The organism is Bacillus stercoris (assembly GCF_029772985.1).
Taxonomy (GTDB): domain Bacteria; phylum Bacillota; class Bacilli; order Bacillales; family Bacillaceae; genus Bacillus; species Bacillus stercoris.
The window spans coordinates 137,651-163,356 of sequence record NZ_CP121861.1; the positions used below are offsets into that span (position 1 = coordinate 137,651).

Sequence of the window (25,706 nt, forward strand, 5' to 3'; positions counted from 1 at the left end):
TGTTTTATATGCGCCCAGTGAGCCTTTGCAGCGGGTTCAGGCGTTCTTGCCTCCACTCTGTCCGATCTGTTAAACTCAATCCTTCCGCGAGAACATTGGCCATATTCATGACCAAGTTGAGTCTTGTGTTTTGCAATACAAAATACTCCATGAAACCGCTCACATTCACGATTCCGTTAATATGAAGATCTCCCACTTCAGGAAGGTCTTTTTGCACACCGGCTCCAGGCTTTAATGGCCCGTCTCCGATTTGAAATGAACCCACACTCTTAACGCGGCCTAAGCATGCATCGACCGCTATAATAAATGGGTTTTTATGTAATTTATGAATGTTACTGATTTTATCCTTCATGTTCACAGCATGGACGGGGTCAGATAAGGTTCCGTAGACATGGAATCTGGTGAGCTGCATCTGTTTGAGTTTCATTCCTACGAGCGGGCCCAATGAATCACCGGTTGAACGGTCTGTTCCGATACAAACCACGACAATTGGTTTGCCGGCAGCTTTACGTAAGGATGAAGAAAGAATGGTTTGGATTTGCTTTGCTGCAGCTGCATCTGTATGTGAAACGTATTGTTTTACTCGTTCCTGAGAGGAAAAAAGCCCGCCTTTTCGATTCATAGGTTTCACTTCCTTGTTATAGTAGGTAACAGAATTGCTATGGTGTGTGTTTCGTTATGTAAGGTTGTTTACAGTATATCCAGCAGTACGGTTTTTTATGCTTTGTGTATGACACCGGAGATTTAAAAAAAGTAGAGGTTATGATATGAATGGTTAGTGGGTGAATTACAAGTATTGTCCCCCATTGCCTCGATCATGATCAAGCTATGGTCTGCTTACAAAACACTTTATAGATAGGAATGGTTAATGAGGTTCATTCCTTCATTCCGCGGCAAAATGATATTTTTTTAGACTGCCTGCATCAGCAGTCTCTTTTTACGGGTATTTCGGATGATAATTTCAGCTTGTGTTCAAATGTCTATGAAAATATGGCATTTTTGCCTTCTTTTATTTATATAGTAACAATAACGGAAACAAGCTGATCTTTGTCTATGAGGTGATGATGTTGTGGAGAGCCGGAATGAAGTGGATGCTGCTCATATTAGGGAGCCTGATCGGGGCCGGATATGCGAGCGGCCAGGAGATTTGGCAGTTTTTTGGGGCGGAAAGCGGACTTGCTATTTTGCTGTTTACAATCATGTTCATTTTCTCGTCTTATATTGTGATGAAAATCAGTTTTAAGGTTCAATCCACTCATTTTCTGCCGGTTTTGGAGCATTTAATGGGGCCGTGGCTGGCGAAAATTTATGATGTTCTCATCATTTTTTATTTGTTTTCGACGACTATGGTGATGATTGCCGGAGGCGGTGTGACCCTGCAGATGTACAAGCTTCCTTTCTGGTGGGGAATCGCGCTGATTTGCATCGTGACAGTGTGTTTGTTTTTGTGGGATGTGAAAGGAATATTATCTATAAATAGTATTTTGATTCCTGTGTTAGTAGCGGGGCTTTTATATGCGCTGATCTCTTTTCAGAGCACACATCACCATACGTGGACGATTGATATGTCTAAGCAGTATAACTGGCCTTCGAGCATCACGTTTACTTCTTTAAACATCCTTTCAGTTGTTGCGATTTTATCCTCTGTAGGGAAAGAGATGAAAGGACTCGGAGAAGCGAAAATCGCAAGTGTGGCAAGCGGTCTCATTTTTGGCGTGATCTCATTTGTTTATAATGAAACGTTAGTGGAGCTGGCGGGCTCCCTTTCTCAGTTTGAAATACCGCTGTTTGCCGTTTTGGAGGGTGCGCCTTATGTCCTTTTTTTATGTATGACGGGGGTGCTGTGTCTGGCCATTTACACGACGACGGTAGCGGGATTGCTGGGGCTGTCCAGCCGGCTGATGGGGTTTGTTCATATGCCGAGATGGTTGATTGTGTTGATTTTGTTAGTGTTAATGGTACCTTTTACTTCTTTCGGATTTTCTGATTTGATCGCGTTTTTGTATCCGATATACGGGATGTTAAATTTGTATTTGTTAGTTTGTCTTCTCTTATATCCTATTTTAAGTAAATGGAAATAAGAGGATGTATTTCTTTTCAAGTATCTTGATTGCTCTTATGATCAGTTTTTTTGTACAATAGATACAGCAGTTTATGAAAAGAGGTGAAGGGTCTTGGCGGATAAAGACTTTGGCCTGAATGATATCGTAGAAATGAAAAAACCGCATCCATGCGGAGCGAACAGCTGGAAAATTATACGCATGGGAATGGATATTCGTATTAAGTGTGAGGGATGCTCTCACAGTGTTATGATTCCGAGAAAAGAATTTGAAAGAAAACTAAAAAAAGTACTAGTCAAGCATGAGGAGCCTACTTCATAAATAGGCCGACACTCATGCTTTTTCATATAGAAGGTAAGGAGAAGACGGCGATGAGCAAAGTGCATCAGTCGGCATGTCCGCTGAATTGTTGGGACAGCTGCGGATTTTTGGTGACTGTTGAAGACGGAAAGGTAACGAAAGTGGACGGGGATCCAAACCATCCGATTACGGAGGGCAAAATCTGTGGCCGCGGCAGAATGCTTGAGACAAAAACAAATTCGCCTGATCGGCTTCGCTATCCGATGAAAAAACAAAATGGCGAGTTTGTACGGATTTCCTGGGAGCAGGCACTTGATGAAATTGCCGACAAACTTCGGGAGATCAAGGAAACGTCGGAGACGACTGCTGTTTTGCACAGCCATGATTATGCGAATAATGGTTTGTTAAAAGCGCTTGATCAGCGTTTTTTTAATGGATATGGCGGTGTGACTGAAATCGTCGGAAGCATATGCTGGGGCTCCGGCATCGAGGCGCAAAGCTGGGATTTTGGCCGTTCGTACGGGCACGGCCCGCTTGATATTTACAACAGCAAGCATGTTGTTGTGTGGGGAAGAAATGTATCCAGAACAAATATGCACTTATACCATCACTTGCAGCAGGTGAAAAAGAAGGGCGCCACGATTACGGTGATTGATCCGATCTTCAATCCGACTGCTAAGCTTGCCGACCGCTATATCTCTGTTAAGCCGGGAATGGATGGCTGGCTTGCGGCTGCTGTTTTGAAGGTTCTGATTGAGACGGGAAGAACGTATGAAACGTTTATTTCTGAGCACTCTGTCGGTTTTGATGATGTGAAAGAGCTATTGAAAACTGTTTCTCTGGAAGAGTTTATTGTGAAAACAGAAACTTCTATGGAGGAGCTGGAGTATTTGGCCGGTTTGTATGCAGATGGTCCGGTGTCTACTTTTATGGGGCTAGGCATGCAGCGATATAAAAACGGCGGCGGAACGATTCGCTGGATTGATGCACTCGTTGCGGCAAGCGGAAATGTCGGAATTAAGGGCGGCGGCGCGAATTTCGGAAATGTCCAGATTGGCGAGAGCTTTGCAAAAACAAAGCTGACGCTGCCGGAATTAAAAACAGCATCACGTTCATTTTCAATGATGACGCAGGCTGAAGAGGTGTTGACCGCTGCTGATCCTGCGATTGAGATGATGATAGTGACGTGCGGAAATCCGCTGACTCAGGTGCCGAATACAAATAAAGTCAGACAAGCTTTTGAAAAGGTTCCAATGACGGTAGCCATTGATTCCATTATGACGGATACCGCAAAGCTGTGTGATTATGTTTTGCCGACTGCCACTGTTTTTGAAGAAGAGGATATCTACTATTCCAGTATGTATCACCACTATGTTCAGTACGGAAAAAAACTTGTGGAGCCCCAGGGTGAAGCGAAGTCGGACAGCTGGATCTGGTCAGAGCTTGCAAAACGCCTTGGGTTTGGCGAGCTGTTTGAATACAGCACTCAAGAATTTTTAGAGATGGGGCTTTCTTCATTGGAAGCAGAAGGTGTGACACTCGAGCGTTTAAAAGAAAAAGGCCACCTCCCTCTTCCAGTAAAACAGGTGCCGTGGGATGATTATAAGTTTTTGACGCCGAGCGGGAAATTTGAATTTACTTCGTCACTAGCTGAGCAAAAAGGGTTTAGCGGCTTGCTTCAATTAAATGTGCCCGAAGAATCTGTTTTCCATAATGAGGCGTTAGCTGGAAAGTATCCTTATACGCTGTTGTCCATTCATCCGCAGCGTTCCAACCATTCACAGCATGTGCCGTTTATTGAAAAGCTTCAGCACGTTCAGGTCGATATTTCTCCAGATATAGCGGCTGAGCAGGATTTTCAGGATGGAGACGAGGTTGTCATCTTTAATGACCGCGGACGCTTGAAGGGAACGGTGAAAGTGATGAAGCAGGCTCATGCGAAGACGATTAATATAGATGAAGGCATGTGGGCGGCTTTTGGAGGTTCAGTCAATGCACTGACAAATGATACAAATTCTGATAATGGAATGGGAAGTACGCTTTTTGACTGTTTAGTAGGCTTGAAAAAAGCATAATCAAAGGGATTGGCAGGCTGAAAATGCTTTTTTGTCAGCTTGTCTTTTCCAGTGAACCTCCTTATAATTGCTCTAGGTTCAAAATACGTTCATACAATGACGGTTTTATATAGAGGAGATGAAAGAATGGCTTTAACAGCTGGAATTGTTGGTTTGCCGAACGTCGGGAAGTCAACACTATTTAACGCAATTACACAGGCCGGTGCCGAATCAGCGAACTACCCGTTCTGTACGATTGATCCGAACGTGGGAATTGTAGAAGTACCTGATGATCGTCTGCAAAAGCTTACTGAGCTGGTCAACCCGAAGAAGACTGTGCCGACTGCTTTTGAATTTACTGATATTGCAGGGATTGTAAAAGGCGCATCTAAAGGAGAAGGACTCGGTAACAAATTCCTATCCCATATTCGCCAGGTTGACGCGATTTGCCACGTTGTCCGTGCTTTTTCCGATGACAACATTACACACGTTTCCGGAAAAGTTGATCCGATTGATGACATTGAAACGATCAACCTTGAGCTGATCCTCGCCGATATGGAAACGGTTGAAAAGCGGATTACACGCGTCAGCAAGCTTGCGAAACAAAAAGATAAAGACGCTGTATATGAGTTTGAGATTTTATCTAAACTGAAAGAAGCGTTTGAGAGCGAAAAGCCTGCTCGATCTGTAGAATTCACTGAAGAGCAGCAAAAGCTTGTGAAGCAACTCCATTTACTGACTTCGAAGCCTATTTTGTATGTGGCCAATGTAAGTGAAGATGAAGTGGCTGATCCATCTGGCAATGAAAATGTAGCGAAGATTCGCGAGTACGCTGCAGGCGAAAACGCAGAAGTAATCGTTGTGTGTGCGAAAATCGAATCCGAAATTGCTGAGCTTGAAGGCGAAGAAAAGCAAATGTTCTTGGAAGAGCTGGGCATTCAAGAATCAGGTCTTGATCAGCTGATCAAAGCGTCTTACTCTCTTCTTGGCCTTGCAACATACTTCACAGCGGGAGAACAGGAAGTCAGAGCTTGGACATTCAAAAAAGGCATGAAAGCCCCTGAGTGTGCAGGAATTATTCATAGTGACTTTGAGCGAGGCTTCATTCGCGCTGAGACAGTTGCTTATGAGGATCTTCTTGCGGGCGGCGGTATGGCAGGAGCCAAAGAAGCAGGAAAAGTCCGCCTCGAAGGGAAAGAATATGTGGTTCAAGACGGAGATGTTATTCATTTCCGATTTAATGTTTAGGATGCAGTTGTAAAGGGACAAGAGCTTTGGTATAATATAAAATTGTGAGTAATAGAATTATTGCTCCTTGCCCATTATGGGCCGCTTAGTCCAAAAGGAGGTGCAAACAGATGAGAAAGTACGAAGTTATGTACATTATCCGCCCAAACATTGACGATGAGTCTAAAAAAGCAGTTATCGAGCGTTTCAACAACGTTCTGACTTCTAACGGTGCGGAGATCACTGGAACAAAGGATTGGGGTAAACGTCGTCTTGCTTACGAAATCAACGATTTCCGCGACGGTTTCTACCAAATCTTAAACGTTCAAGCTGATGCTGCGGCAGTTCAAGAATTTGACCGTCTAGCTAAGATCAGTGACGATATCATTCGCCACATTGTTGTTAAAGAAGAAGAATAAGCAATTTTGAAATATATAATGGTAAAAGGTGGTCTTTCTTATGCTTAACCGAGTTGTATTAGTCGGAAGACTGACAAAAGACCCAGAGCTTCGTTATACGCCAAACGGTGCGGCTGTTGCTACGTTTACTCTTGCTGTGAATCGTACATTTACGAACCAGTCCGGAGAACGTGAGGCCGATTTCATTAATTGTGTCACTTGGAGAAGACAAGCCGAAAACGTTGCAAACTTCTTGAAAAAAGGAAGCCTTGCAGGCGTAGATGGCCGTTTACAAACAAGAAACTATGAAAACCAGCAAGGACAGCGTGTCTTCGTGACAGAGGTCCAAGCTGAAAGTGTTCAATTTCTTGAGCCGAAAAACGGCGGCGGTTCTGGTTCAGGTGGATACAACGAAGGAAACAGCGGCGGAGGCCAGTACTTTGGCGGAGGCCAAAATGATAATCCATTCGGGGGAAATCAAAACAACCAGAGACGCAATCAGGGGAACAGCTTTAATGATGACCCATTTGCCAACGATGGCAAACCGATTGACATCTCGGATGACGATCTTCCATTCTAATGTGATTATCGCCTAAAATGAAAAAGAAAGGAGGGAAATGACAATGGCAGGAGGACGCAGAGGCGGTCGTGCGAAACGCCGTAAAGTGTGTTATTTCACTTCTAACGGTATCACGCACATCGACTACAAAGATGTAGATCTTCTTAAAAAGTTTGTTTCTGAGCGCGGTAAAATTTTACCACGTCGTGTAACTGGAACAAATGCTAAATACCAACGTAAATTGACTGCAGCTATCAAACGCGCACGTCAAATGGCTTTACTTCCATACGTAAGCGGTGAGTAAGCTGATACGTAAAGAGCAAGGACCTTTGGGTTCTTGCTCTTTTTTATAGGGGGATGAAACATGAAGCTGATTTCATGGAATGTAAACGGCCTGCGGGCTGTGATGAGAAAAATGGATTTCCTCTCTTATCTGAAAGAAGAGGATGCAGATATCATATGTCTTCAGGAAACAAAGATACAGGACGGACAGGTTGATCTCCAGCCTGAAGGCTATCATGTGTATTGGAATTATGCAGTGAAAAAAGGATATTCCGGCACAGCTGTTTTTTCTAAACAAGAGCCGCTGCATGTCATGTACGGTATCGGAATAGAAGAGCATGACCAAGAAGGCAGAGTGATTACGCTGGAATTTGAAAACGTGTTTGTGATGACCGTTTACACGCCAAATTCCAGAAGGGGATTAGAGCGAATCGATTACCGCATGCAATGGGAAGAGGCTCTGTTGTCTTATATTCTTGAATTGGATGAGAAAAAACCAGTCATTTTATGCGGTGATTTGAATGTAGCCCATAAGGAGATTGATTTGAAAAATCCAAAGGCGAACCGGAAGAACGCTGGATTTTCCGATCAAGAAAGAGGGGCATTTACTCGTTTATTAGAGGCTGGCTTTGTTGACTCCTTCCGTCATGTTTATCCTGATCTTGAAGGCGCTTATTCCTGGTGGTCGTATCGTGCCGGCGCCCGGGACAGAAATATCGGCTGGCGCATTGATTATGTTGTTGTTTCTGAAAGCCTTAAGGAACAGATTGAAGATGCCGGCATATCAAAGGATGTCATGGGTTCCGACCATTGTCCTGTTGAACTTATCATCAATATATGATGAGATAGCAGTAAGGATTTTACACTTACTGCTTTTTTTTATATGAAAAAGGAGAAAGAGGATGGCAAATATAAAAGAGATTGCAAGACTGGCAAATGTATCTGTTTCAACTGTTTCGCGTGTATTGAATCATCATCCGTATGTGTCTGTAGAAAAGAGAAAGCTTGTGCATCAAGTCATGAAGGAATTGAATTATACACCAAATCGAACCGCAATCGATCTCATTCGCGGGAAAACCCATACGGTCGGTGTGATTCTGCCTTATAGCGATCATCCCTGTTTTGATAAAATCGTGAACGGAATCACCAAGGCTGCTTTTCAGCATGAGTATGCAACGACGCTCCTCCCCACCAATTATAACCCCGCTATTGAAATCAAATATTTAGAGCTGTTAAAAACAAAGAAAATTGACGGCCTCATTATTACTTCCCGCGCCAATCATTGGGACAAGATTTTAGCTTATCAGGAATATGGGCCAATCATCGCTTGTGAGGAAACCGGTGACATTGATGTCCGATGTGCGTATAACGACAGAAAAGCTGCTTATGCAGAAAGCTTTCGCTATCTAAAAAGCCGCGGACATGAGAATATCGCTTTTACATGCGTCAGAGAAGCCGACAGGAGCCCAAGCACGGCTGATAAAGCTGCGGCCTATCAATATGTTTGCGGAAGGCTGGAAGACCGCCATATGCTGTCTGGATGTAATGATATGAATGACGGTGAGCGGGCAGCTGAGCACTTTTATACGAGCAAACGGGTTCCTACTGCTATTTATGCAAACAGTGATGAAGTGGCAGCTGGAATTCATCTATTTGCCCAGAAGAATAATTGGGATGTTGAAATCATAGGTGAGGGAAATACTTCTATCAGCCGTGTTCTTGGATTTCCATCGCTCGATTTGAGTCTTGAGCAGCTTGGCACCGCCGCATTTTCTCTTTTTTTGCAGGATGAACCCGTTGATATCAAAATTCAGCATAACTTTGAGAAAAAAGCTTGAACTGAAATGCATTTCATACGTTATAACTTCATTGAAGGTAAAGGAGGAGAAGACATGCGGATTGAACATACAGCGATCTGGGTCAATGATTTAGAGCGAATGAAGTCTTTTTATGAAACGTATTTTAATGGCAAAGCGAATGATTTGTATCATAATGAGAAAAAGGATTTTAAATCTTATTTTATTACGTTTGATTCCGGAGCAAGGCTGGAGATTATGAAAAAAGGGAATGTGACCGATCCGCCTTCACAAACGATGACAGGCTGGGCACACATTGCCTTTTCCGTAGGAAGCCGGGAGAAGGTTGATGAACTGACTGTTCGATTGAAGAAGGACGGTTTCGCAGTAGTAAACGGCCCAAGGACAACGGGAGACGGCTACTATGAAAGTGTGATTGAAGATGATGAAGGAAACTTAATTGAAATTACAATTTAACATCTGGAGTGACTTGAATGCTGAGGACAGAAAAAGAAAAAATGGCAGCCGGCGAATTATACAATCCGGAAGATCAACAACTATTACTAGAACGCAAGCATGCGAGACAGCTGATTAGACAATATAACGAAACACCAGAAGATGATGCAGTGCGGACAGAGCTTTTGAAGGAGCTGCTCGGTTCGGTTGGGGATCAAGTCACGATTCTGCCGACATTTCGCTGTGATTATGGCTATCATATTCATATCGGAGATCACACATTTGTTAATTTTGACTGTGTCATTTTAGATGTGTGTGAGGTGCGTATCGGCCGTCATTGTTTGATTGCGCCAGGTGTACATATCTACACGGCCGGCCATCCTCTCGATCCGATTGAAAGAAAGTCCGGGAAGGAGTTCGGTAAGCCTGTGACAATTGGAGATCAAGTTTGGATCGGAGGCCGGGCAGTGATTAACCCAGGAGTGACAATTGGTGATAATGCGGTGATTGCTTCAGGATCTGTTGTGACTAAGGATGTGCCCGCTAACACTGTTGTAGGCGGAAACCCTGCGAGGATATTGAAGGAATTGTAAAGAGATCAGTGCGGCAGCTCCGCACTGACTTTTTTAAATTTGTTTCGCATTGGTATTAGGGCCGAAGCAGATTAACAGCAAGGAGCATGCGAGCCAGCAGCCGCCTATAAATAAGAAGACGCTGATATAGCCGAGCTGAACTGCAATAAATCCGACAAGCAATGAGCCGAAAATGTTTGAAAAACGGCCCAGACCATAGGCTAATCCGCTGCCGGATGAGCGGTATTCAGTCGGATAAGGTTCAGATGTATAGGCGTATAAGTTCGACGTGAAAACCCGTTCTGTGATATTCACGATAAAGCCAAACACAATGATCATGATGGGAATAAAAGTCATGCCATATAAGAGCCCTGCGATGGCCGTCAGAAACGCGCTGGCAGCTAAAATCCACTTTCTTTGAAATCTCTCAGAAATCATGGAGCCGAGCAGTGCGCCCAGCGGAGCGCCGACAGAATGCAATACGTTATACCACAATGTATTTTCCATGGTGACGCCATTGCTTTTTAATAGGCTTGGAACCCATGAGGCAAATCCGTAAAACCCAAATGTCTCAAAAATCCATACAGCAGATAAAATAATGGTGATTTTGAGGTTTCTGCCTTTCAATAATCCTGCGTAACCGGCATGCTGTTGAACAGAACCGTTTTCTTTAGGCTGAGCCGGTGCCGGAAGCGGGCCTTTCTCCTGTTCAACCTGCGCCTCAATTCGGTTGAGGATCGCATCAGCTTTCGCATATTCACCGCGATTTTCATGCCAGCGAGGTGACTCTTCCAGACGGCGGATGAAGAAAAAATAAATAAGGCCGACGGCACCCCATACAAATACAAGCCTCCATCCCCATGAACCGAGCGGAATGACAAAGGCAGACACAATATTGGTGATGGGGACGCCGATCAATCCGATCATGGCACAAAAAGAAATATATTTTCCACGTACACTTGAAGGGAAAAACTCCGCCAAATAGCTATTCGTAATGACCATGGCTGCTGCGACGCCAAATCCGGTGAGAAAACGGAATGTCATTAAAGATGGAATGTCCCATGCCGCAGCATTGCATAGCGATGCGATTGAGAAAACAAAGACAAATAGATTTAAGGCTTTTTTGCGGCCGATTCGATCGGACAGCCGTCCGCCCAGTGAAGCGCCTAAAAACATGCCTAAAAACGAAGCAGCCGTTACGTTAGCAATAGTTGAAAGCGGGATGCCCCAATGCTCGATCAGCGCCGGCGCTACATTGCTGAGGGTAAATAAATCTGCGAGATCAAAGAAATAAACAATGCCGAGAGCGGTTAACACTTGGAAATGAACGCGTGAAATCGGAAGGCGGTCTAAACGATTCGCTGCGTTTGAGAAAGGATGTGTATTCTTTTGTTTGAAGATCGTATTCATAAAAAACCCCCTTTTAAGTAGTAAGAAAAGACTGAAAATACCCCTCTTGGGACTATTATAAGTATCTTGGTTCATTGGCAACAGAGTTCAAATCACTAGATGGAAGAACTAAATTCACACTTTATATTTTAATTTTGCTTAAAAGATTTCCAAAACAGTAGATTCATAGACCAATTTATGCAAATATATAGTAATATTCTCATTGAAAGGAAGAGACATAGAAGGAATGAATTCATTTATCCGTCCTATAGAAGGAAACAATACGTTGTGGAGATATTTTTTCGCTTTTTTGGTGATGGTAGGGTTATATGTATTCGGGAATATAGCTTACCTTTTCGCTATATTGTTCACGGTTATTGTGAATCCCAATATCACGTTTGATTTGGATGAAGCTGTGCTGAGTGATCCCCTCGTAGATCTTTATTTGTCCCATGTGATTTATTTATTCGCCATTCCGGGAGTTTGGCTGGCTGTGCGCTTTATTTTGAAGCGGCCTTTCCGAACTGTGATTACACCAAATTCAAAGATGAATTGGCGGAGAATTTCCTTTGGTTTTATGGCTTATTTCTTGCTGATGATCGCCGTACAATTGATTGATTTTGTGATTCATCCAGACAATTATTCAATGCAAGCCTTTGATGCATCACGATTTATCTGGCTGCTAGCGGCTGCCCTCATTTTGGTTCCGATTCAGACATCAGCTGAGGAACTGTTTTTCAGGGGATTTTTGCTTCAAGCTTTCGGGAGATTGACGAAAAATCCTCTATTTTTGACACTGATTGTCGGAGGATTGTTTGGCGTATTGCATTTTGCGAATCCAGAAATGAACAACGGCGCTGTCTGGGCAGGAATTGAGTATTTAACATTTGGTTTTGTGTGGACCTATTACACGATTAAAACTGGAAGCATCGAAATATCACTTGGCGCCCATGCCGCGAATAATATGTTTTTGTGTATGTTTATTACAGAAAAAAACAGTGTGTATGGAGGAATTCCTTCTCTGTTTACCGTTACGCGGGGGAACCCAATGTGGGAGGCTTTCTTGACGATTGCGGTCAACCTTGTGTTTGCGGGGATCGCTTTATGGTACCATAAGAAATCAAAAAGTAAGCAGCAAGGGTCTTAATCCCTGCTGCTTATTAACGTTTGGATGGCTTCTTCGATATTCGTTGTCGGCTGCTGGCAGGCGAAGTTTTCACAAATATACACGGTTGTTTTGCCTTCTATGATGCGGTATTCTGCTGCAAATGGTGCAATGTCTTTGCATTGCTCGGGATGCTCTGCCACCAGAATGGAGTCGTTGGGCTTAAAGGCTTTTTGGAGCTCCGTTATGATTTGTTTTCTGGCTGGGTCGTCTGCACTGCCAAAAATTACGATTTCTTTTTTAGGCATCAGATGCCTTAACACACTTTGCATAAAGAAAGCATGGCCGCTCGGATACGCGTCGATATCCGGCTTGAATACAGAAAACATCGTTTCTGCTTTTTCAATCAGTGATAAGTCGCCTGTGACTTGTCCAAGATGAAGCAGCTGAACGGCTGCCACACTGTTTCCGGAAGGCACGGCGCCGTCGTACACTTCTTTTTCCCGTACGATTAAGGCTTCTGCATCATGCCCGGAAAAATAGAATCCGCCATGCTCCTCATCCCAAAATAAGCTGATCATATCGTCTGTCAGTTTCTTCGCTTTTTGTAAATAAGAAAGATCAAACGAAGCTTCATAGAGATCGAGATAGGCCCATAGGAGAAAAGCGTAATCGTCGATAAAGCCTTTGTTTTTCACTTCGCCGTCTCGATACCGGACCATCACACGGCCGTCGATGATTAAATTTTTTTCAATAAATGTAATGGCGTCTTGCGCTAAGCTGAGATATTTCCGTTCCTGGAATACCTTTGCTGCTTTGGCGAGACCCGCGATCATCAGCGCGTTCCATGAAGTCAGCACTTTATCATCGACATGCGGATAGGTTCTTTCTTCGCGTGTCTTCAAGAGCCGTTGTCTTGCGTCCTCAAGCTTGAGGCGGAGCTCTTCTTCGGTTAACCCGGCATCCGCTTTGATTTGTTCCCGCTTTGTGTGAATGAGGTTCGGAATATTTTTGCCTTCAAAGTTTCCTTCTTCAGTGATGTCATACACTTGGCAATACAGCGTTCCGAGTTCGTCTCCAAGCGTTTTCAGAATCTCTTCCTTTGACCATACGTAGTACTTTCCTTCTTCTCCTTCTGTGTCCGCATCTAAAGCGGAGAAAAAGCTTCCGTCTTCATGGGTCATTTCCCGCTGAATGAACGTAATGATCTGCTCACAAATCTCTTTATAGCGGCTATTTTGCGTGACCTGATAGGATTCGGTATAAGCGGTCAGCAGCAGCGCATTGTCGTACAGCATTTTTTCAAAATGGGGTACGAGCCACTCGTCATCGGTTGAATAGCGGGCGAACCCATACCCGATATGGTCGTAAATGCCGCCATTTGCCATGCTGTCCAGCGTTTTCGTCACGTTGTATAAAGCATTCTCCTGCCCTGTATTGTGGTAATAACGAAGCAAATACATCAGCATATGAGGCATTGGAAACTTCGGTGCCTGCCCGAAACCGCCGTAGATTGTATCAAACCCGCTGGCAAGCTGCTGGAATGTCCGGTGAATTGCTGACTCGCTAAGGCCCTCACCAGTTTTTGCAGCTGTTTTGGTCTGTAAATGTTTAGCGGCGTTCTCCGCAATATCCTCGACATGCTCGCGGTCGTTCGCAAACGTCTCAGACAGATGCTCGAGCACATCAACAAAACCAGGACGATTGAATTTACTCGTCTTTGGAAAATATGTACCCGCGTAAAACGGCTTTTGATCAGGCGTAATAAATACATTCAGCGGCCAGCCGCCCTGCCCGGTCATCAGCTGGCAGATTCGCATATAAACAGAATCCACATCCGGCCGTTCTTCCCGGTCGACTTTAATCGCCACAAACCGTTCATTGAGAAGACGCGCGATTTCTTCGTCTTCAAAGCTTTCATGGGCCATGACGTGACACCAATGGCAAGTCGAATAACCGATGCTGACAAGAACCGGCTTGTTTTCGCGCTTTGCTTTTTCGAAGGCTTCTTCTCCCCACGGGAACCATTTCACGGGGTTGTGAGCGTGTTGAAGTAAATATGGAGACTTCTCAGCGATTAATCTATTGGGTGTACTATTATTTGGCATTGGATCACCTTCTTTCATAAAACAAATGATCATTTTGAATTTATTTTTCCATAATATAATGTATTTTATTCTTTTATGATTTCGTGAAAGGCTTCATTAAGTATAGAAGAAGAATTCTTATAAACAATTATATCCTTTCGGGTAAATGATGTTTATACATCTCGATGGCATTTTTATGTTCTTTTAAAACTGCAATTGTTTTTGGATGTGGTCTTACATAAATCAAAGGATAGTCGATTTCATCAAATTCTTGTCGAATTGGGAATGCTAATCTCTCTTTATCAAGTGAAAATTGAGCGTCAATTCCTATTTTATTACCGCGAGAATCTAATCGAATCCAATTATTAAGTGAATGAAAAAATACAGCATTTAATGCGTGAATACAATATCCTTTATCTGGCGTATTAAACAACATTAAACGCTGATAACAAAAGCCTGTCGGTATTCCTTCTGAGCGCAATAAGGCAGCTAATAGGTTTGACTTTGCATAGCAAATTCCCTCTTTAAAGGTTAATACTTCTGAAGCATTACAAGTTACTCGTTTTGATTGAACATCCCAAGTATGGGAAATTTCATCTCGAACAAATTCATAGGCTATTTTTACTTTTTCGATTTCTGTCTGCAAAGGATTGAAAAGTTCATTTGCAAGTGCACAAATAATAGGATTAGAATAATCAACTTCATTTAATTCAAGTAAATAATCATCAATGTTTTTCGATTCACATGTCAAATTCATTTCTTCACTCCCCTCCCCATATTTTAACGAATGATACTACAGTATAGAACATGATTGGAAATATATTAAGAAGAACATAAGAGATTACTAAAAAGCGTAGTTTGAATATTTATAGAGTGCATATGAAAAGGTGTAACACAAATTATGATTAGTTCTCTGCCTTAAAAATATGTAGTGACATCAAATATAAGTGGTAACATTGATGTAATAGCGATGAAGAAAATATTAAAAAATAGAAAATTTCTATCTGGTTACACAAGTTTTAGAGGCTTTAACGATTAATCAAAAAAAATTGATTTATTTGGTTGCATTTATTTAAAAAATCCGAGTATAATAAATACATCAAAAAAAATTGATTAAAGAAGGCGATATGATGGTTGAGACGAAATCAGCACTACTTCAGAAATATGAACAAAAATTTAAAGCTCTTGCTGATCAGAAACGATTAGAGATCATGTATGAACTTTGTCAAAGGGGAAAAACCTGTGTTTGTGATCTAACTGAGATTTTTGAGGTGACACAATCTAAACTTTCTTATCATCTTAAAATTTTATTGGATGCCAACTTAATAACGAAAGAGACAAAGGGAACATGGAGTTATTATGATCTAAATGATGAGGAAGTAAATGGGCTATTATCAGAAGAGCTTTGTTGTGTATTTAGAAAAAAAGGTGAAGGAGATTGTTGCTAAAAAATTTTTAGACTTTAAATCAAAAATTTTTGATTAATATATAAGAGGGGGAATTAAAATGAAATATGTTCATGTAGGGGTTAACGTTGTCAGTTTAGAGAAATCGATCAATTTTTATGAAAAAGTTTTTGGAGTGAAGGCTGTAAAAGTAAAAACAGACTATGCAAAGTTTTTATTAGAGACTCCTGGACTGAACTTCACTTTAAATGTCGCAGATGAGGTGAAGGGAAATCAAGTGAATCATTTTGGATTCCAAGTAGATAGTTTGGAAGAAGTTTTGAAACACAAGGAAAGGCTTGAAAAAGAAGGGTTTTTTGCACGTGAAGAAATGGATACGACTTGTTGTTATGCAGTCCAAGATAAATTTTGGATTACTGATCCAGATGGGAACGAGTGGGAATTTTTCTATACCAAATCGAACAGCGAGGTTCAAAAACAAGATTCCTCCTCTTGTTGTGTAACACCGCCAAGTGATAGTACAACAAACTCTTGCTGTTAATAAAAAGGTGAGGATAAAGTAATGAAACGTTTATCATTTTTAGACCGTTATTTAACTATCTGGATTTTTCTTGCGATGGCATTGGGGATAGGATTAGGTTTTATATTTCCGAGTTTTGTTGGTGGACTAAACAAATTACAAGTTGGAACTACATCTATCCCTTTAGCTATTGGATTAGTATTAATGATGTATCCACCACTAGCCAAGGTTCGCTATGAAGAAATTGGACGGGTATTTAAAGATATTAAAGTATTAATGTTGTCTTTAGTGCAAAACTGGATCATCGGACCGACTCTCATGTTTATTTTGGCTATAATCTTTTTGCCAGATAAACCGGAGTATATGATTGGGCTTATTATGATTGGATTAGCTCGCTGTATTGCGATGGTTATTGTTTGGAATGACTTATCAAAAGGTGATACGGAATACGCGGCAGGATTAGTTGCTTTCAACTCAATTTTCCAAATGCTTTTTTTCTCAGTTTATGCTTACATTTTTGTAACAGTTATTCCGCAATGGTTAGGGATGGAAGGAGCAGTAGTGAATATTACGATGGCAGAAGTCGCAAAATCAGTATTCATTTACCTTGGAATTCCTTTTATTGCAGGAATGGTGACACGTTATATTTTTGTAAAAGTGAAGGGCAAAGAATGGTATGAAAAAGTGTTCATTCCTAAAATTAGCCCAATTACGTTAATTGCTTTGCTATTTACAATTATCGTCATGTTTTCCTTAAAAGGTGATGTAATTGTTAGCTTGCCGTTAGATGTTGTTCGAATTGCGATTCCATTATTGATTTACTTTGTTTTAATGTTCTTTGTTTCCTTCTTTTTAGGAAAGAAAATCGGGGCAAACTACGCTGTAACCACTACTTTAGCTTTTACAGCAGGAAGCAATAACTTTGAATTAGCGATTGCTGTAGCTGTTGGTGTGTTTGGAATTCATTCGGGTGCAGCATTTGCCGCCGTAATTGGTCCGCTTGTAGAAGTACCGGTCATGATTGCACTCGTTAAGGTTGCTTTATGGTTTCAACGAAAATACTTTCGAAGTCACTCGATGTAGAGGTGGAATATATGAAGAATAAAATTATTTACTTTTTATGTACAGGGAACTCTTGCCGAAGTCAAATGGCTGAGGGATGGGCTAAACAATATTTAGGTGATGAGTGGAAAGTATACAGCGCGGGGATAGAGGCACATGGATTAAATCCTAACGCTGTTAAAGCCATGAAGGAAATAGACATTGATATATCTAATCAAACATCAGATGTCGTTGATTCTAACATTCTGAACAAAGCCGATTTTGTTGTCACATTATGTGGTGATGCGGCAGATAAATGTCCTATGACTCCATCTAATGTAAAAAGAGACCATTGGGGTTTTGATGATCCTGCAAGAGCCGAAGGAACAGAAAAGCAAAAGTGGATTACTTTTCAACGAGTTCGTGATGAAATTGGAGAACGAATAAAACGATTTGCTGAAACAGGTGAATAAAATTTAAATAGCCGAGAGGGGACTCTTGGCTATTGCTTTTATCTAACATAAAGAAGATGTAGATTTTTTAATGGTGATTCTAACGAACATGTCACCAATGACAAGTCGAATAATCGATGCTGACGAACCGGTTTGTTTTCGCGTTTTGCTTTTTCGAAGGCTTCTTCTCCCCACGGGAACCAGTCAACGGGGTTGTGGGCATGTTAAAGTAAATATGGAGACTTCTCAGCGATTAATCTATTGGGTTTACTTTTATTTGGCATGGGATCACCTTTTAAGTTGGTTATATTCAGGTTACCACAGTTATCCTAAACAAATACAATTACTGACTGCTTATCGATAATTGTAATGTGAAAATCTAATGTTTCATTTTGCCACTTGAGATAAATGCGAATAACGTTTTTCCTTGTTTCGCAATCTGGTCAAATTTTCATAAAAAAAGTAAAAGTTTAAACCTTAGTCTATATATAATAAGATCATATCAATCAAATGTAGGGGGAGTTATTATGAAGTGCAATAAAATGAACAGGGTACAATTAAAAGAGGGGAGCGTATCAGTGGCCCTATAAACTGCGTCTGCCCTCATTAATGGAGGGGAAATTGTGAATACGTCTTATTCACAGTCAACTTTACGGCACAATCAAGTTTTGATTTGGCTTTGTGTTCTATCATTTTTCAGCGTATTAAATGAAATGGTTCTGAACGTCTCATTACCTGATATCGCCAACGATTTTAATAAACTGCCAGCGAGTGCAAACTGGGTGAATACTGCCTTTATGTTAACCTTTTCTATTGGAACAGCTCTATATGGAAAGTTATCGGATCAGCTGGGCATTAAAAAGCTGCTTCTATTTGGGGTTATGGTAAATGGCTTAGGGTCGATCATTGGATTTGTTGGACACTCGTTCTTTCCTATTCTCATTCTAGCCCGATTTATTCAAGGAATTGGTGCAGCCGCATTCCCAGCTCTTGTGATGGTTGTCGTTGCGCGCGATATTCCAAAAGAGAACAGGGGGAAAGCATTTGGCTTGATCGGGTCCTTAGTAGCAATGGGAGAAGGTGTTGGACCAGCTATTGGGGGAATGGTTGCTCATTATATCCATTGGTCGTATTTGCTGCTTATTCCAACTGCAACAACTATCACTGTTCCATTCCTTATAAAACTGTTGAAAAAGGAAGAGAGAATCAGAGGACACTTTGATATGGCAGGGATTATATTGATGTCTGCGGGCATCGTGTTTTTTATGCTGTTTACAACATCTTACAGACTTTCTTTTCTGATCATCAGTATTCTTGCTTTCTTCGTATTTGTAAAACATATTAGGAAAGCTCAAGACCCTTTTGTTGACCCTGATCTGGGGAAAAATGTATTTTTCGTGATTGGAGTCCTTTGCGGAGGACTAATATTTGGTACAGCAGCAGGATTTGTCTCTATGGTTCCTTATATGATGAAAGATGTTCACCATTTAAGTACTGCAGCAATTGGAAGCGGCATTATTTTCCCCGGAACAATGAGTGTCATCATCTTCGGTTACATTGGAGGATTGCTTGTTGATCGGAAAGGTTCCTTGTATGTACTAACGATTGGAAGCGCATTGCTTTCTTCCGGCTTTTTAATCGGTGCCTTTTTTATAGATGCAGCACCATGGATCATGTCAATTATAGTAGTTTTTGTTTTTGGGGGACTATCGTTCACAAAAACAGTTATATCTACTATTGTGTCTAGCAGTTTGAAAGAAAAGGAAGCCGGCGCTGGCATGAGTTTGCTTAATTTCACGAGCTTTTTATCAGAGGGAACGGGTATTGCGATTGTAGGCGGTTTATTATCTATCGGGTTCCTAGATCATAGGCTGCTGCCTATTGACGTTGATCACTCTACCTATTTGTATAGTAATATGCTCATACTTTTTGCAGGAATCATTGTTATTTGTTGGCTGGTAATCTTGAATGTATATAAACGTTCGCAGAGACATGGCTAAATGAGTTAAAGGATCAATCTTGTGAAAGTAATCCAAGGTTGATCCTTTTTTGTAAAATGAATAAACATGGCATCAATAGCATGTTCTTTAGATTAGCCATCGTTAGCTATACCCAATAGATACGAGAACAGGCTTGTTTTCGCGTTTCGCTTTTTCATAAACACAAAACTTAGCCGATTTACTTAAAAGAGGGAGAATGAAATATACTATAATGTTTAATTATGTTAATGCGTCCTTTCCAGTCTTCTTTTCTTTTAATACAAGAGAATGGATATTTTTAGCTCTGTTAAAGTTGATAATTCCATAGTATTAAGGGGAACCCATTGGATTCCGCTTTAGTTCAATAAGAAAAATAACTGTCGAGTGTTACCTTACAATGTATATTTTGGAGGGAAAGATTTTTTTAGCCATTCCAATGATAAACGATTTGCACAACGCCAGAGGAAAATGTTCTCGTATTCACCATTTTTAAATTTATCCTCTGTTTTACATCAATAAACAACGGTTTTCCTTCTCCCAAAACAACAGGGTGAATAGATAATCTAAATTCATCAACAAGCCCCAAATTTATAAAAGTTGTAATGAGACTCGCTCCACCATATAGCCAGATGTCTTTACCGGGATTTTTCTTCAATTTATTTACTTCTTCAAGAATATTATCATTTATAAATATGGCTTGATTATCAATCTCATTTTGTGTTCTGGAAAAAACATATTTCTTTTTACTATGAACCAATTTCCAAAGTTCCTTTTCTGTATCAGGGTCTTCATTTTTTGGAATATATTGTCCCCATAAATCGTAGCTTTTTCTGCCATATAAAATAGTATCAATTTGATTTAAGAAATCAGTAAACCCCATATCAGGGTCCATAATGCACCAATCAACTTCTCCATTTTTCCCTTCAATAAAACCATCTAAAGTAACTGCTAAATCTAAAATTATTCTTCTCTGTTTTAAGTTATTTGTCATAACTATTCATCCTTTTCCATAAGAAGTTGGTAGAAATTCTTCTCCCACTCTCGCACCAGATAGACTAAGTTGCGTTTATGGACAGAGTGAAGAACAATATTCTAAAATGAAAGTGCCCACTACTCTTCGCAGCTTGATTAGCAGGAACACTCTTTATCTTTACTTGGTTAAATGAAAGCTCTGCTCGATTAAGTTATAAATTTCTCCTTCTAGATCTATACGTTCCAAAACAAGTGAAATCCAATGTTCCTTATCCATATGATATCCGGGTAAGATATTTTCTCCATTTCTTAAGCTATCACTTATTTCAGGGGGACATTTTAGATTTAGAATATCTATTTCGTCATGTCCTTCCAAGCCTAATTTTTCCGGGTGAACATTCATAATAAGACCGTACCATTTTTTGTTTGATTCATGTCTCAAAGAAGCATAGTTTGGGTATTTCCCCCAAGGATAATCAGGCGAAGTACCGTATTTTTCTTTGACGTGTTTAAAGATATCTTCTCTTGTTAACATACTCAATCACTCCTTTATTCGCTCTACTTTCTTCTTGAAAAAGTCAAAGAGCGATCCTTGGTTGTCCTATGGATAGAGATGTCACCAATGGCAGAAGCTGTTTCTCATCCTTACTAATATAAGTTTTTTTGCTTTGGCGAAGCTTCCTATTTCCATGGGTACTAGTCAACAGGGGTGTGGGCGAGTTTTATTATTAGTGGGCATGGGATCATCTTCTTCTCTTGTTTCTGTTCCTTTTTACTGTACCACAAGCCTTTCTGGTGAAATACCTCATTATGATAGTGAAATAGAAAAATCGCTATTTAAAAGGTAATGTTAAAGAGTGCACTTTTGGAAGCTGTTATTGAATAGTATCGAAACGAGTTTACTAAATATTATCTCGATTGGCGGAGATTGATATGATCATGAAAATGACTCATTTGAATATGAAAGATTTCAATAAACCAAACGAACCTTTCATTGTTTTTGGGAGAATGATACCTGCTTTTGAAAACGGTGTTTGGACATATACTGAGGAACGATTTTCTAAACCTTATTTTAAACAATATGAAGATGATGACATGGATGTTAGTTATGTTGAAGAAGAGGGGAAAGCGGCTTTTTTATATTATCTTGAAAACAACTGCATTGGCCGGATTAAGATCCGTTCTAACTGGAATGGGTATGCACTAATAGAGGACATTGCCGTGGCAAAAGACTATAGAAAAAAAGGTGTTGGAACAGCATTATTACATAAAGCGATTGAGTGGGCAAAGGAGAATCATTTTTGTGGTCTTATGCTTGAAACCCAAGATATTAATGTTTCAGCTTGTCATTTTTATGCCAAACATCACTTTATAATAGGTGCGGTTGATACGATGCTTTATTCCAACTTTCCAACAGCAAATGAAATTGCGATTTTTTGGTACTATAAATTTTAATTGATTATAAAAATCTCAACAGTACCAGAGATAAAGAATTGACGAACGAAACGGGGCTTGTTTTGCGTTTCGTTTTTTGGATCGAGAAGAGGTTTCTTAATAACCTCTTCTATTCTTTGATAAGAAATGTCTTTCCACAATAGGCATAAAAACGTAAAGGAGCATTCCTCCCAAACAAACTGTTAAAAGAGTTCCGATGCCGATAGGGCCTCTAAAGACAATGGCCAAAACTAAGAAAAGAGCGTATACCAATGTTCTTGAAAACAAGATTGTTCTTTTGGAGAGATCTCGGATAATAAGTGTTAAATGATCGATCGGTGTTGATGCGAATTTTGTCTGAAGATAGATGGCTGTTCCAAGACCGATGAGCACCAAACCAATTCCGAAACAAATCAGTTTGCTTAACAACGCGTTTAGATAGATGGTGTTTTTTACAACAAACAACCATAGGTCAATGCCTATTCCAGTAATGAATGCTGTAATCAAGCCCAGCAAAATAGGTTTTTTTCTCGTTAATATAGCGTTGCAGATTAAGAGGATCACAGAAATAAGGACCTCCCAGCTTCCTACGGTAAGACCGATTTCTTTTGACAGACCAACCAAAAGGGCATCGAAGGGTGATGTGCCCAGTCCTGATTGTATGGTTAAGGAAATGCCCAAACTTAATATGAGTATGCCTATTCCGTAATACATATATTTCATGTTATATTCCGCGATATTTCTTTTGTCATCAAGACGTGAGGGATGCCGTCCTCCATAAATTCCTGTGAAGAAGTCTGATAGCCCAGTTTTTGATAAAAGCCTGCCGCTTGTGTTTGACCATGCAGCTTATATGCAGTCAGTCCTTTTTCTTTCATGATTTCCTCTAACCCGCTTACGATGATCTTCCCCAATCCGTACTTACGGTAAGGTTTTAGGATGCAGATTCTTTCCAGCTTTGCTGTATGGCCAACGATGCGTGCGCGTCCGGTGCCGACAGGCTGATTCTCATGATATACCAAGATATGCTGGCATTGTTCCTGAAGCGTATCAAATTCATCGAACTCATCGGCTTCAGAAACATGTTGCTCCTCAATGAAAACGCCTCTTCTAATCTTTAAAGCTTCATGTAAATCCGCTTCAGTTGTTATTCTTTTTATACTCATCTAAATCAATCCTTTTCTGATATTAGTCTGGACTGTCCAGCATGCATGTGGTCTTATAATAGTAAGGTTAAAACAGTTTTGTTGTAATTGCAACAAAAATACGTGAGGGGTTTTAGAATGAATGATATTTTGCGTGAAATCGGCATGATAGCAAGAGCGTTGGATTCCATAAGCAATATCGAATTTAAAGATTTGGACTTAACAAGAGGGCAGTATCTCTATCTCGTACGCATATACGAAAATCCGGGAATTATTCAAGAAAAATTGGCAGAAATGATAAAAGTGGACCGGACAACGGCTGCGCGGGCCATTAAGAAGCTGGAAATGCAGGGATTTATTCAAAAACTTCCAGATGAGCAAAATAAAAAAATAAAAAAATTGTTCCCGACTGAGAAAGGGAAAAAGGTGTATCCCTTGTTAAGAAGAGAAGGAGAACATTCTACGGAAGTCGCTTTGTCCGGTTTTACACATGAGGAAAAGGAAACCATTTCTGCACTCCTTCAGAGAGTAAGGAAAAATGTAGAACGTGATTGGGAGTATGTGAAGAAGGGGAACAAAAGGGATTATTAATGTGCAAAATGTACCTTATCGACGGAAGCAAATATGAGTCCGGAAAGGGCCAATTTCCTGTTTCGATCATTTCACAATGCAAGTTACAAAAATGTGCGTAGTTACATATTGAATTGATTTGTATTACAGTAATGATAGCAAGAAATTTCCAAAGGGAGTGGTTTTGATGAACTTGAGACAACTATCAGAACATGTCTTTCAATGTGAATTTGAGCTTGATGTTCCCCTTCGTGTCCCGGTTCATACTTGGTTTATTAAAGATGGCGATGATGTTTATATTGTTGATACGGGGATAGAACGTTTTGCTGATGTACAAATTAGGGCAGCGTTAGCGATCGGCAATCCAAAAGCCATTTTGCTTACCCATGGCCACAGTGATCATATCGGAGGTGCATCAAAATGGTTAGAGAGATTTGATCTTCCGATTTATGCCCACCAGAAAGAACTTATATATATCAATGGAGAAGCGCCTTATCCGAACAAAAATGAAGCAGAGAACACAGGGGTAGCCCATATTGTCCAGCCGCTGACGGAGCAAACGCTTGCTCACCTGCCTCTGCAATATGATTTAACACCCGGACATTCCCCGGGGCATGTCGTGTATTATCATAAAATCGATCGTACGCTATTAACGGGCGACCTTTTTATCACAAGTAAGGAGGATTTACACCCACCTATAAGAAGATTCAGTGTTGATATAAATGAGAACATCGATAGCGGCTCAATCATAGATCAAATCAAACCAACGCTCATTTGCTCTTCACATGGCGAAGAAATTCTTTATAACGATGAATTGTATAAAAACTATGTGGTAAGGTATAGGGATTAATGCAGTAGCGATAGAACTGGAAGCAGGTGACACTGTCCTCGTTCTTTCTCAGACACTGCTTGATTCGGATAAAAAGGACTCCGAGTATGCGATGGGAAGAAGGGCAACCTATGTCTTTAAGAAGAATGCGAAAGGCGAGTGGCTTTGTGTAATCGATAATTCATATGGTACTGATTTAATTGGTGTGTAAGATATGTCTTTGATGTGCCATTCCTGCATATAATGATTCATTCAGCTGATTAGGGAAGGTGACACAATTGAATTTGTATGACATCAGAATGGCTCCTTATTGGTTTTATGAAAGCAGAGGACTTGTTCAACATCCATACGTATTTCGGCAGCCTGTCTCCTCACGTGCAATCATTGCATCTACCCGCGGCGATGTAACGGGAGACGGCGTTATTGACGAGGTCTTTCTAACTGGAAATCAAATGCCCGGCAGCCCGTTATGGAGAAATATCACATTGGTGATCCGTGATGGCAGAACCCATCAGGAACAGCAGATTCAGCTTCAAAACAATATGGGATACAATCCGTCACTTTTTCTGGGAGATATGACAGGCGACAAGATTGAGGATGTGGCAGTGGTAATGGACACAGGGGGAAGCGGCGGTGCTATTTATGCATATGTGTTTGCCTATCTAAACAGGCAGTTCCGGCGAATTTTCAATTCAGATGTATTGAATGATGAATTAACGTACAGTGTGACGTATCAAAATCAATATAAAGCGAGCGTCATCAGTCATCAGCAAAACGAAAAGTATATCCTCGACCTTACTTACAAGGGCAGGGAATATTTGAATGAGATTTATAACAGCCAAGGTGTGTTAAAAATGCCGATAGAAGGATGGGTGAATCCTTTATCGGGCTTGTATCCGGTTGATTTTGACAGAGACGGCGTATACGAATTATTGGCGTACCAGCGGATAGCGGGAAGGTATAACGCCGACTCATTGGGATATGTTCAAACCGTATTGAAATGGAACGGACGGCGTTTTGCCGTTGACCGGCAGAATGTTTCGATTGTTGGCAGTGCTGTCTCGTAATCCTGA

At 40.9% G+C, this 25,706-nt stretch carries 30 protein-coding genes and 2 pseudogenes; 23 read left to right on the forward strand and 9 right to left on the reverse strand.

The features are described 5' to 3' along the window. Nucleotides 1–4 precede the first annotated feature (4 nt). Complete coding sequence (gene yyaC / locus QA442_RS00745) at nt 5–622, reverse strand: spore protease YyaC (protein ID WP_095430960.1); 618 nt, start codon at nt 620–622, stop codon at nt 5–7. 442 nt (nt 623–1,064) lie between these two features. On the opposite strand from yyaC, the gene QA442_RS00750 reads away from it, so the two are divergent. The 11 genes from QA442_RS00750 to QA442_RS00800 all read left to right on the forward strand — a co-directional run bounded on the left by QA442_RS00750 (nt 1,065) and on the right by QA442_RS00800 (nt 9,725). Beyond that, a complete protein-coding gene (locus QA442_RS00750) occupies nt 1,065–2,081 on the forward strand; it encodes a YkvI family membrane protein (protein WP_095430961.1) in 1,017 nt (338 codons plus the stop codon). 93 nt (nt 2,082–2,174) lie between these two features. Next, on the forward strand, nt 2,175–2,381 hold the full coding sequence (locus tag QA442_RS00755; RefSeq protein WP_003219236.1) for a DUF951 domain-containing protein: 207 nt from the start codon (nt 2,175–2,177) through the stop codon (nt 2,379–2,381). 50 nt (nt 2,382–2,431) lie between these two features. After that, nucleotides 2,432–4,435: a molybdopterin-dependent oxidoreductase gene (locus QA442_RS00760; RefSeq protein ID WP_095430962.1), complete on the forward strand. Its 2,004-nt coding sequence runs from the start codon at nt 2,432–2,434 to the stop codon at nt 4,433–4,435. Nucleotides 4,436–4,561: 126 nt separating this feature from the next. Continuing rightward, nucleotides 4,562–5,662, forward strand: a complete 1,101-nt coding sequence (gene ychF / locus QA442_RS00765) for a redox-regulated ATPase YchF (protein ID WP_014666140.1) — start codon at nt 4,562–4,564, stop codon at nt 5,660–5,662. A gap of 110 nt (nt 5,663–5,772) precedes the next feature. After that, nucleotides 5,773–6,060 carry a 30S ribosomal protein S6 gene (gene rpsF / locus QA442_RS00770; protein ID WP_014115888.1) on the forward strand — a complete coding sequence of 96 codons (288 nt, stop codon included), beginning with the start codon at nt 5,773–5,775 and terminating at the stop codon, nt 6,058–6,060. A gap of 40 nt (nt 6,061–6,100) precedes the next feature. Then, entirely contained in the window at nt 6,101–6,619 is a 519-nt protein-coding gene (gene ssbA / locus QA442_RS00775) for a single-stranded DNA-binding protein SsbA (protein WP_003219228.1), read from the forward strand. A gap of 43 nt (nt 6,620–6,662) precedes the next feature. Then, nucleotides 6,663–6,902: a 30S ribosomal protein S18 gene (gene rpsR, locus QA442_RS00780; protein ID WP_003219224.1), complete on the forward strand. Its 240-nt coding sequence runs from the start codon at nt 6,663–6,665 to the stop codon at nt 6,900–6,902. Between the two features lie 60 nt (nt 6,903–6,962). Further along, nucleotides 6,963–7,721 carry an exodeoxyribonuclease III gene (xth, locus tag QA442_RS00785; protein WP_095430963.1) on the forward strand — a complete coding sequence of 253 codons (759 nt, stop codon included), beginning with the start codon at nt 6,963–6,965 and terminating at the stop codon, nt 7,719–7,721. 61 nt (nt 7,722–7,782) lie between these two features. Continuing rightward, nucleotides 7,783–8,718, forward strand: coding sequence for a transcriptional regulator CcpB (locus tag QA442_RS00790; RefSeq protein WP_095430964.1), 936 nt, complete (start codon nt 7,783–7,785; stop codon nt 8,716–8,718). 54 nt (nt 8,719–8,772) lie between these two features. Then, on the forward strand, nt 8,773–9,153 hold the full coding sequence (locus tag QA442_RS00795; RefSeq protein ID WP_014666135.1) for a VOC family protein: 381 nt from the start codon (nt 8,773–8,775) through the stop codon (nt 9,151–9,153). Between the two features lie 17 nt (nt 9,154–9,170). Continuing rightward, nucleotides 9,171–9,725: a sugar O-acetyltransferase gene (locus QA442_RS00800; RefSeq protein ID WP_014666134.1), complete on the forward strand. Its 555-nt coding sequence runs from the start codon at nt 9,171–9,173 to the stop codon at nt 9,723–9,725. 33 nt (nt 9,726–9,758) lie between these two features. Here the strand turns inward: QA442_RS00800 and QA442_RS00805 are convergent, their stop codons facing one another. Beyond that, nucleotides 9,759–11,114, reverse strand: a complete 1,356-nt coding sequence (locus QA442_RS00805; RefSeq protein WP_095430965.1) for an MFS transporter — start codon at nt 11,112–11,114, stop codon at nt 9,759–9,761. 226 nt (nt 11,115–11,340) lie between these two features. Between QA442_RS00805 and QA442_RS00810 the strand changes: the two genes are divergently transcribed. Further along, on the forward strand, nt 11,341–12,240 hold the full coding sequence (locus tag QA442_RS00810) for a CPBP family intramembrane glutamic endopeptidase (protein WP_095430966.1): 900 nt from the start codon (nt 11,341–11,343) through the stop codon (nt 12,238–12,240). On the opposite strand, the gene QA442_RS00815 is transcribed toward QA442_RS00810, so the two are convergent. Both QA442_RS00815 and QA442_RS00820 read right to left on the reverse strand, forming a co-directional pair. Then, nucleotides 12,237–14,306 (reverse strand): thioredoxin domain-containing protein, encoded by a 2,070-nt coding sequence (locus QA442_RS00815; RefSeq protein ID WP_095430967.1) that lies wholly within the window; start codon nt 14,304–14,306, stop codon nt 12,237–12,239. The two genes, QA442_RS00810 and QA442_RS00815, sit on opposite strands and share 4 nt — an antisense overlap. Before the next feature lie 127 nt (nt 14,307–14,433). Beyond that, nucleotides 14,434–15,042, reverse strand: coding sequence for a transglutaminase-like domain-containing protein (locus QA442_RS00820; RefSeq protein ID WP_071581824.1), 609 nt, complete (start codon nt 15,040–15,042; stop codon nt 14,434–14,436). 373 nt (nt 15,043–15,415) lie between these two features. Between QA442_RS00820 and arsR the strand changes: the two genes are divergently transcribed. From arsR to arsC, 4 genes are read left to right on the forward strand one after another with little or no spacing between them, the layout of a single operon-like run. Next, the gene (arsR, locus tag QA442_RS00825) at nt 15,416–15,733 is read left to right on the forward strand and encodes an arsenical resistance operon transcriptional regulator ArsR (RefSeq protein ID WP_071581823.1); all 318 of its coding nucleotides are present in this window, start codon (nt 15,416–15,418) and stop codon (nt 15,731–15,733) included. A gap of 58 nt (nt 15,734–15,791) precedes the next feature. After that, nucleotides 15,792–16,232, forward strand: a complete 441-nt coding sequence (locus QA442_RS00830) for an ArsI/CadI family heavy metal resistance metalloenzyme (protein ID WP_071581822.1) — start codon at nt 15,792–15,794, stop codon at nt 16,230–16,232. A 21-nt stretch (nt 16,233–16,253) separates the two neighbouring features. Then, nucleotides 16,254–17,294 carry an arsenite efflux transporter Acr3 gene (gene acr3 / locus QA442_RS00835; RefSeq protein WP_071581821.1) on the forward strand — a complete coding sequence of 347 codons (1,041 nt, stop codon included), beginning with the start codon at nt 16,254–16,256 and terminating at the stop codon, nt 17,292–17,294. Nucleotides 17,295–17,305: 11 nt separating this feature from the next. Next, nucleotides 17,306–17,725 (forward strand): arsenate reductase (thioredoxin), encoded by a 420-nt coding sequence (gene arsC, locus QA442_RS00840; protein WP_071581820.1) that lies wholly within the window; start codon nt 17,306–17,308, stop codon nt 17,723–17,725. Nucleotides 17,726–17,819: 94 nt separating this feature from the next. Here the strand turns inward: arsC and QA442_RS00845 are convergent. After that, nucleotides 17,820–17,988 (reverse strand): annotated as a pseudogene (locus QA442_RS00845) (DUF255 domain-containing protein); the annotation flags it as partial. Nucleotides 17,989–18,231: 243 nt separating this feature from the next. Here QA442_RS00845 and QA442_RS22165 point away from each other — a divergent pair. Both QA442_RS22165 and tet(L) read left to right on the forward strand, forming a co-directional pair. After that, on the forward strand, nt 18,232–18,294 hold the full coding sequence (locus QA442_RS22165) for a tetracycline resistance efflux system leader peptide (protein WP_369122227.1): 63 nt from the start codon (nt 18,232–18,234) through the stop codon (nt 18,292–18,294). Nucleotides 18,295–18,327: 33 nt separating this feature from the next. Then, entirely contained in the window at nt 18,328–19,704 is a 1,377-nt protein-coding gene (gene tet(L), locus QA442_RS00850) for a tetracycline efflux MFS transporter Tet(L) (protein WP_095430968.1), read from the forward strand. A 403-nt stretch (nt 19,705–20,107) separates the two neighbouring features. On the opposite strand, the gene QA442_RS00855 is transcribed toward tet(L), so the two are convergent. Continuing rightward, nucleotides 20,108–20,674, reverse strand: a complete 567-nt coding sequence (locus QA442_RS00855) for a dihydrofolate reductase family protein (protein ID WP_021481097.1) — start codon at nt 20,672–20,674, stop codon at nt 20,108–20,110. A gap of 159 nt (nt 20,675–20,833) precedes the next feature. Then, on the reverse strand, nt 20,834–21,190 hold the full coding sequence (locus QA442_RS00860; RefSeq protein WP_095430969.1) for an MmcQ/YjbR family DNA-binding protein: 357 nt from the start codon (nt 21,188–21,190) through the stop codon (nt 20,834–20,836). A 398-nt stretch (nt 21,191–21,588) separates the two neighbouring features. On the opposite strand from QA442_RS00860, the gene satA reads away from it, so the two are divergent. Then, nucleotides 21,589–22,110 carry a streptothricin N-acetyltransferase SatA gene (gene satA, locus QA442_RS00865; RefSeq protein ID WP_095430970.1) on the forward strand — a complete coding sequence of 174 codons (522 nt, stop codon included), beginning with the start codon at nt 21,589–21,591 and terminating at the stop codon, nt 22,108–22,110. A 96-nt stretch (nt 22,111–22,206) separates the two neighbouring features. Here satA and QA442_RS00870 read toward each other — a convergent pair whose 3' ends face one another. After that, entirely contained in the window at nt 22,207–22,812 is a 606-nt protein-coding gene (locus QA442_RS00870; RefSeq protein ID WP_095430971.1) for a YczE/YyaS/YitT family protein, read from the reverse strand. Further along, on the reverse strand, nt 22,809–23,255 hold the full coding sequence (locus tag QA442_RS00875; protein ID WP_071581815.1) for a GNAT family N-acetyltransferase: 447 nt from the start codon (nt 23,253–23,255) through the stop codon (nt 22,809–22,811). Before QA442_RS00875 ends, QA442_RS00870 begins: the two co-directional genes overlap by 4 nt. A gap of 117 nt (nt 23,256–23,372) precedes the next feature. Between QA442_RS00875 and QA442_RS00880 the strand changes: the two genes are divergently transcribed. The 4 genes and pseudogenes from QA442_RS00880 to QA442_RS00895 all read left to right on the forward strand — a co-directional run bounded on the left by QA442_RS00880 (nt 23,373) and on the right by QA442_RS00895 (nt 25,700). Beyond that, nucleotides 23,373–23,825, forward strand: coding sequence for a MarR family transcriptional regulator (locus QA442_RS00880; protein ID WP_095430972.1), 453 nt, complete (start codon nt 23,373–23,375; stop codon nt 23,823–23,825). 166 nt (nt 23,826–23,991) lie between these two features. Further along, complete coding sequence (locus QA442_RS00885; protein ID WP_095430973.1) at nt 23,992–24,654, forward strand: MBL fold metallo-hydrolase; 663 nt, start codon at nt 23,992–23,994, stop codon at nt 24,652–24,654. A gap of 10 nt (nt 24,655–24,664) precedes the next feature. Further along, nucleotides 24,665–24,844: pseudogene (locus QA442_RS00890) on the forward strand (Cif family virulence factor); the annotation flags it as partial. Between the two features lie 67 nt (nt 24,845–24,911). Then, nucleotides 24,912–25,700, forward strand: coding sequence for a hypothetical protein (locus QA442_RS00895; RefSeq protein ID WP_095430974.1), 789 nt, complete (start codon nt 24,912–24,914; stop codon nt 25,698–25,700). Nucleotides 25,701–25,706 lie beyond the last annotated feature (6 nt).